The organism is Arthrobacter sp. 2YAF22_2 (assembly GCF_052114645.1).
Lineage (GTDB): Bacteria > Actinomycetota > Actinomycetes > Actinomycetales > Micrococcaceae > Arthrobacter.
Map to the genome: position 1 here is coordinate 1 of NZ_JBFRFD010000234.1, position 5558 is coordinate 5558.

The following is a 5558-nucleotide window of genomic DNA, read 5'->3' on the forward strand; positions in this document are numbered from 1 at the left end:
GCGCTGGCGCTTGCCATCACGCATGCGTGGCGGGCCGGCAGCGGTGCTGCCGTCGCTACCACGGGACCAGGCGGCCAGTCCCTGACCCCCGCACAGCGTGCCTGGGCGGACGCGGAGGCAAAAGCGCGCCGTGCGCGCTGAATGTCCGGCTGAGTGACCGCACAACTTGGTAGGGTATTCGTAGATATGTTCGGATAGCCGGCTGTAAACCAGCCGTAAACCCAGGAGCCAGGCCTTGATCAGTTTTCTCCGCGGAAGCGTTGCGCACGTCGGCCTGTCTTCGGCGGTGATCGACCTGAACGGTGCCGGTATGAGCGTGAACGCCACGCCGCAGACCCTCAGCCGGCTCCGTGTCGGCGACGAAGGCAGGCTGTTCACCTCCCTGATCGTCCGGGAAGACTCGCTGACTTTGTTCGGTTTCGCCAGCGACGACGAACGCGAGGTGTTCGACGTGCTGCTCAGCGTCAGCGGCGTGGGACCGCGCCTGGCGCTGGCGGTCCTGGCCGTCCATGAACCGGAAGCGATCCGGGTCGCCGCGCACTCCGGCGACGGCAAGGCGTTCACCAAGGTGCCCGGCATCGGCCCCAAGGTCGCGGGCCGGATTGTGCTGGAACTGGCCGGCAAGCTGGTCCCGCACGGCACCGCCGGCACCCCCGACGGCGCCCCCGTTGCCCGTTCTGCCGAAGCCGTCTGGAAGCCGCAGGTGGTGGCCGCCATGACGAGCCTGGGCTGGTCCGAGAAGGATGCCACCGCCAGCATCGACAAGTCGCTGGCCGATTCGCCGGAGCTGGCCGAGCAGGGCAACGTCGCCGAAATCCTCCGCGCCACGCTGCGCTGGCTGGGCCAGGACGGCGCGCGCGCCGGAAACCGGGTAGGCGCCCGTGGCTGAGCCGTCCCTCGTCGGCGGGGGAGAGGAACCGGAGGAGCGCGTAATTGAGGCGGCCCTCCGGCCGAAAAACCTGCACGATTTCGTCGGCCAGCACCGGGTCCGCAAACAACTCTCACTCGTGCTGGAGGCCTCCCGGATGCGCGGCCGCAGCGCCGACCACGTACTGCTGTCCGGGCCGCCCGGGTTGGGCAAGACGACGCTGTCCATGATCATCGCCGCCGAGATGAATGCCCCGCTGCGGATCAGCAGCGGCCCGGCAATCCAGCATGCGGGGGACCTGGCGGCCATCCTGTCCTCGCTCTCCGAGGGCGAGGTCCTGTTCCTCGACGAGATCCACCGGATGTCCCGGCCGGCCGAGGAAATGCTGTACATGGCCATGGAGGACTTCCGCGTCGACATCGTCGTCGGCAAGGGCGCAGGGGCCACCGCGATCCCGCTGGAGTTGCCGCCGTTCACCCTGGTCGGTGCCACCACCCGCGCCGGACTGCTGCCCGGACCGCTGCGGGACAGGTTTGGCTTCACCGGCCACCTCGAGTTCTATGCCGTCGAGGAACTGGAGCTCGTGCTGCGCCGCTCGGCAGGACTACTGGACCTTAAGGTGAATTCGGCGGGCTTCAGCGAGATCGCCGGCCGGTCCCGGGGCACGCCCCGCATCGCCAACCGGCTGCTGCGGCGGGTCCGGGACTGGGCGCTGGTGCACGGCGTCGAACAGATCGACGCGCGCGCGGCGTCGGCCGCGCTGGACATGTATGAAGTGGACAAGCGCGGCCTGGACCGGCTGGACCGGGCGGTGTTGGAGGCGCTGATCACCAAGTTCGGCGGCGGCCCGGTGGGCCTTTCCACACTGGCCATCGCCGTCGGCGAGGAAACCGAAACGGTGGAAACCGTCGCCGAACCGTACTTGGTCCGGGAGGGCCTGCTGGGCAGGACGCCGCGCGGGCGGATCGCGCTGGCGCCGGCCTGGACACACCTCGGCTTCGCGGTGCCCGCCGGTGCCTTCGGACAGGACCCGCTGGAGCTGTTCCAGGCCGTGGACGCCGGTGCCGAACCGGATGGGTTCGGGGGAGCCGGCACGAACGAAGCCGAGCCGGAATGGATCCGCAACGGCCAATAGCACTCGCTTATGACCTTTTCCCTTTAGACTGGAATGACACTCGGCACGTTCGGGCCTTTATTTGCATGTGCGGCCACCGCCAGGCCGCCGTTGGCCGGGCATGGTCCCCGGCCGGAAAACCTGCCAGGTCCACAGCCCGGCGCGAAGCGGACGTTGCTCTGAAACCAGCTTGTAAGTACAGAACGGAACTTTCCCTTGGATCCAATGACAATTCTCCTGTTCGTCATGCTCGCCGTGTTCGTCTTTATGATGTTCCGCCGCAACAAGAAGACGCAGCAGCAGCAGGCCCAGCTCCAGTCGAAGTTCGGTCCCGGCGTTGAGGTCATGACCAGCTTCGGCCTGTTCGGCCGCATCGTCGAGATCGACGAAGCCGAGAACAAGGTCGTCCTGGAGCTCTCCCCTGGCAACACCGCCACCGTGCACCGCCAGGCTGTCACCAAGATTGTCGAGCCGGCYGTCGCAGCCGCCGAGCCCACCATTGTTCCGGACGACGCCTCCTCATTGACGTTCGACAAGGCCGACAGCACCGCACCGGCTTCTGAAGCGCCGCGCAGCGAAACGCCGGACGAAACCCTCCGCCGCCTGAGCGACGAAGGCAAGAAAGACAGCTAGTCTGCCTCCTGAGCTATCCCGCGGAGCTACGGTGCGCGGGCATCCGCCGGTGCATGCCCAGCAGGCAGCACCGGCGGTTCTTCCGTAAACAATAGAAAGATCGACAATGGCACGAACTGGCCCCAAAAACTCAGCCCGCAGGGTGCTGGTCTGGCTTGGCGTGATGCTCGCCGTGCTGACCGCCGTCCTGGCCGGTGGCGTCATCACCGGGCACGCGAGTTGGGCTCCGAAGCTGGCCCTGGACCTTGAAGGCGGCACCCAGATGATCCTGGCGCCCAAGGTTGAGGGCGGTTCGGGCATCAACGAAGAGCAGCTTAACCAGGCCGTGGCGATTATCCGCCAGCGCGTGGACGGCTCCGGCGTCGCCGAAGCGGAAATCAGCACGCAGTCCGGCCGCAACGTCGTCGTCAGCCTGCCGGGCACGCCTTCCAAGGAAACCCGGGCCCTGATCCAGGCGTCCGCGGACATGAACTTCCGGCCCGTCATCCAGTCCGGTGCCGGCGCGGCGGTCCCCGTTGAGTCCCGGACCCCGGACGACAAGCTGCCCAAGCCGACCGCCGCGCCCGCGAACAGCAGCGACGAGAACTGGGTCACCGCAGACGTCTACAAGAAGTTCGAGGCGCTGGACTGCGTCAACCCGTCCCAGGACAAGCAGGAACGCTCCGATCCGGCCAAGCCGCTCGTGACCTGCGAACCCGCAGCCGACGGCAAACCCGCCATCAAGTACATCCTCGGACCGGTAGAGGTCAAGGGATCGAACATCACCACCTCCTCCTTCCAGCTGCAGCGCGGCGCCCAGGGTGCGGTCACCAACCAGTGGGCCGTCGACATCCAGTTCGACGCCGAAGGCACCACCAAGTTCAAGACCGTCACCGAGCGGCTGAACCAGTTCTACGTCGCAGCCGGCGGAGAAACAGGTTCGGATCCGAAGGCCCAGTTCGCCATCGTCCTCGACGACCAGGTCATCTCGGCTCCCCGGGCGCAGGCCGTCATCACCGATGGCCGCCCGCAGATCACCGGCGGCTTCACCGAGCAGTCCGCCAAGGCCCTCTCGGACCAGCTGCGCTTCGGCGCCCTGCCGATCAGCTTCGAGATTCAAAGCGAACAGCAGATTTCGGCCACCCTCGGCGGGGAGCAGCTCCGGATGGGGATGCTGGCTGGCCTGATTGGATTGTTGCTGGTGGTGGTCTACTCGCTGTTCCAGTACCGGGCCCTCGGCTTCGTCACCGTCGCCTCGCTGGTCGTCGCCGGTGCGCTGACCTACCTGGCCATCGCCATCCTGGGCTGGACGGAGAACTACCGCCTCTCGCTGGCCGGTGTGGCCGGCCTGATCGTGGCCATCGGCCAGACGGCGGACTCCTTCATCGTCTACTTCGAACGAATCCGTGACGAACTCCGGGAAGGCCGCGGCCTGGTCTCGGCCGTGGAGAACGGTTGGAAGCGTGCCAAGCGCACCGTCCTGGCCTCCAAGGCCGTCAACCTGCTGGCAGCGCTCGTGCTGTACTTCGTGGCAGTGGGCAATGTCCGCGGCTTCGCCTTCACCCTGGGCCTGACCGCCATCGCCGACCTGATGGTCGTCTTCATGTTCACCCACCCGACCCTGCAGGCCCTGGCGCGCACGAAGTTCTTCGGCGAAGGCCACAAGTTCTCGGGCCTCGACCCGAAGCGACTCGGCGCTGTGCCCCTGTACAGGGGTGCCGGGCGGATCCGCACCCCGCAGGACAAGCCGGTTCCGGCGCCGCGTGCCAAGAACACCGGTGCCGTGGCCGAGGCCGAGCGCCGGATGACCATCGCAGAACGGCGTCTCGCGGAAAAGCAAAACCAAGGAAACCAGGGTAACCAGGGAGAGCTTGCCGGTTCCTCCAAGAGCGCGTCCAAGGAGGGCAAGTAAATGGCCAGCTTCGCCACATTCGGTAACGAGCTGTACACGGGCAAGCGCTCGTACGACTTCGTCGGGTCCAAGAGGATCTGGTTCCTGATCGCCGCGGTCGCCGTCGCGCTGTCCATCCTGCTGCCGATCGCCAAGGGCGGCTTCAACCTGGGCATCGAGTTCCGCGGCGGCTCGGAGTTCACTGTGTCCAACGTCAAGGACACCGACCCCGGCCTCGGCGAGAAGGCCGTGCAGGATGTCGTGTCCGGCAGCCAGCCGCGCGTCGCCAACGTCGCCGGCAACACCATGCGCATCCAGACGGACAAGCTCAGCGACGACGAGACCCTCAAGATCAAGGAGGGCCTCACCAAGACGTACGGCGTGACGGACAACGAGGTCACCTCGACGTTCGTGGGCCCGACGTGGGGCGCGGACGTGACCAAGCAGGCGCTGCTCGGCCTGCTGATCTTCGTGGCCCTCGCCGCGGTCCTGATGGCGCTGTATTTCCGGACCTGGAAGATGTCGATCTCCGCCCTGGCCGGCATGCTGGTGACGATGTTCATCACCGCGGGGGTGTACTCGCTCAGCGACTTCGAGGTCACGCCGTCGGCCATCATCGGCTTCCTCACGGTGCTCAGCTACTCGCTGTACGACACCGTGGTGGTCTTCGACAAGATCCGCGAAAACACCTCCGACCTGCAGGCGTCCACCCGGCGCACGTTCGGCGAAGAGGTCAATCTCGCCGTCAACCAGACCCTGGTGCGCTCCATCAACACCATGATGGTGGCCATCCTGCCGGTCGGCGCCATCCTGTTCATCGGCGCCGGACTGCTCGGCGCTGGAACGCTGCGCGACCTTTCGCTGGCGCTCTTCGTGGGGATCCTGATCGGCACCGCCGCGACCATCTTCATCGCGGCGCCGCTGTACGCCGCGTTGCGCCAGGGCGAGCCGGAACTGATCAAGCAGGCCCGGCGCGTGCAGTCCCGGCGCGCGGAAAGTGCCGCCAAGACAGCCCCGGCCACCGCCTAACCGAGTCCGCCCGACGGGCCGGAGAACGTCCCTGTGACGGTCTC

General features: G+C 66.9%; 5 protein-coding genes and 1 pseudogene. All 6 read left to right on the forward strand.

Features of this window, described 5'->3' with window-relative positions; genetic code table 11:
- Window positions 1–141: pseudogene (locus tag AB4Y86_RS10875) on the forward strand (crossover junction endodeoxyribonuclease RuvC); the annotation flags it as partial.
- A gap of 94 nt (window positions 142–235) precedes the next feature.
- A complete protein-coding gene (gene ruvA / locus AB4Y86_RS10880) occupies window positions 236–889 on the forward strand; it encodes a Holliday junction branch migration protein RuvA (RefSeq protein WP_441402248.1) in 654 nt (217 codons plus the stop codon).
- Window positions 882–2003 carry a Holliday junction branch migration DNA helicase RuvB gene (gene ruvB / locus AB4Y86_RS10885; protein ID WP_441402249.1) on the forward strand — a complete coding sequence of 374 codons (1122 nt, stop codon included), beginning with the start codon at window positions 882–884 and terminating at the stop codon, window positions 2001–2003. Before ruvA ends, ruvB begins: the two co-directional genes overlap by 8 nt.
- Before the next feature lie 204 nt (window positions 2004–2207).
- Entirely contained in the window at window positions 2208–2615 is a 408-nt protein-coding gene (yajC, locus tag AB4Y86_RS10890) for a preprotein translocase subunit YajC (protein WP_441402250.1), read from the forward strand.
- A 106-nt stretch (window positions 2616–2721) separates the two neighbouring features.
- Window positions 2722–4506 carry a protein translocase subunit SecD gene (gene secD / locus AB4Y86_RS10895; RefSeq protein ID WP_441402251.1) on the forward strand — a complete coding sequence of 595 codons (1785 nt, stop codon included), beginning with the start codon at window positions 2722–2724 and terminating at the stop codon, window positions 4504–4506.
- The gene (gene secF / locus AB4Y86_RS10900) at window positions 4507–5514 is read left to right on the forward strand and encodes a protein translocase subunit SecF (protein ID WP_441402252.1); all 1008 of its coding nucleotides are present in this window, start codon (window positions 4507–4509) and stop codon (window positions 5512–5514) included.
- Window positions 5515–5558: the final 44 nt, after the last annotated feature.

Excerpts from the sequence above, each read along its gene's own strand:
- secD (WP_441402251.1), top strand. The coding sequence starts at position 2,722 with ATGGCACGAACTGGCCCCAAAAACTCAGCCCGCAGGGTGCTGGTCTGG.
- secF (WP_441402252.1), top strand. The coding sequence starts at position 4,507 with ATGGCCAGCTTCGCCACATTCGGTAACGAGCTGTACACGGGCAAGCGC.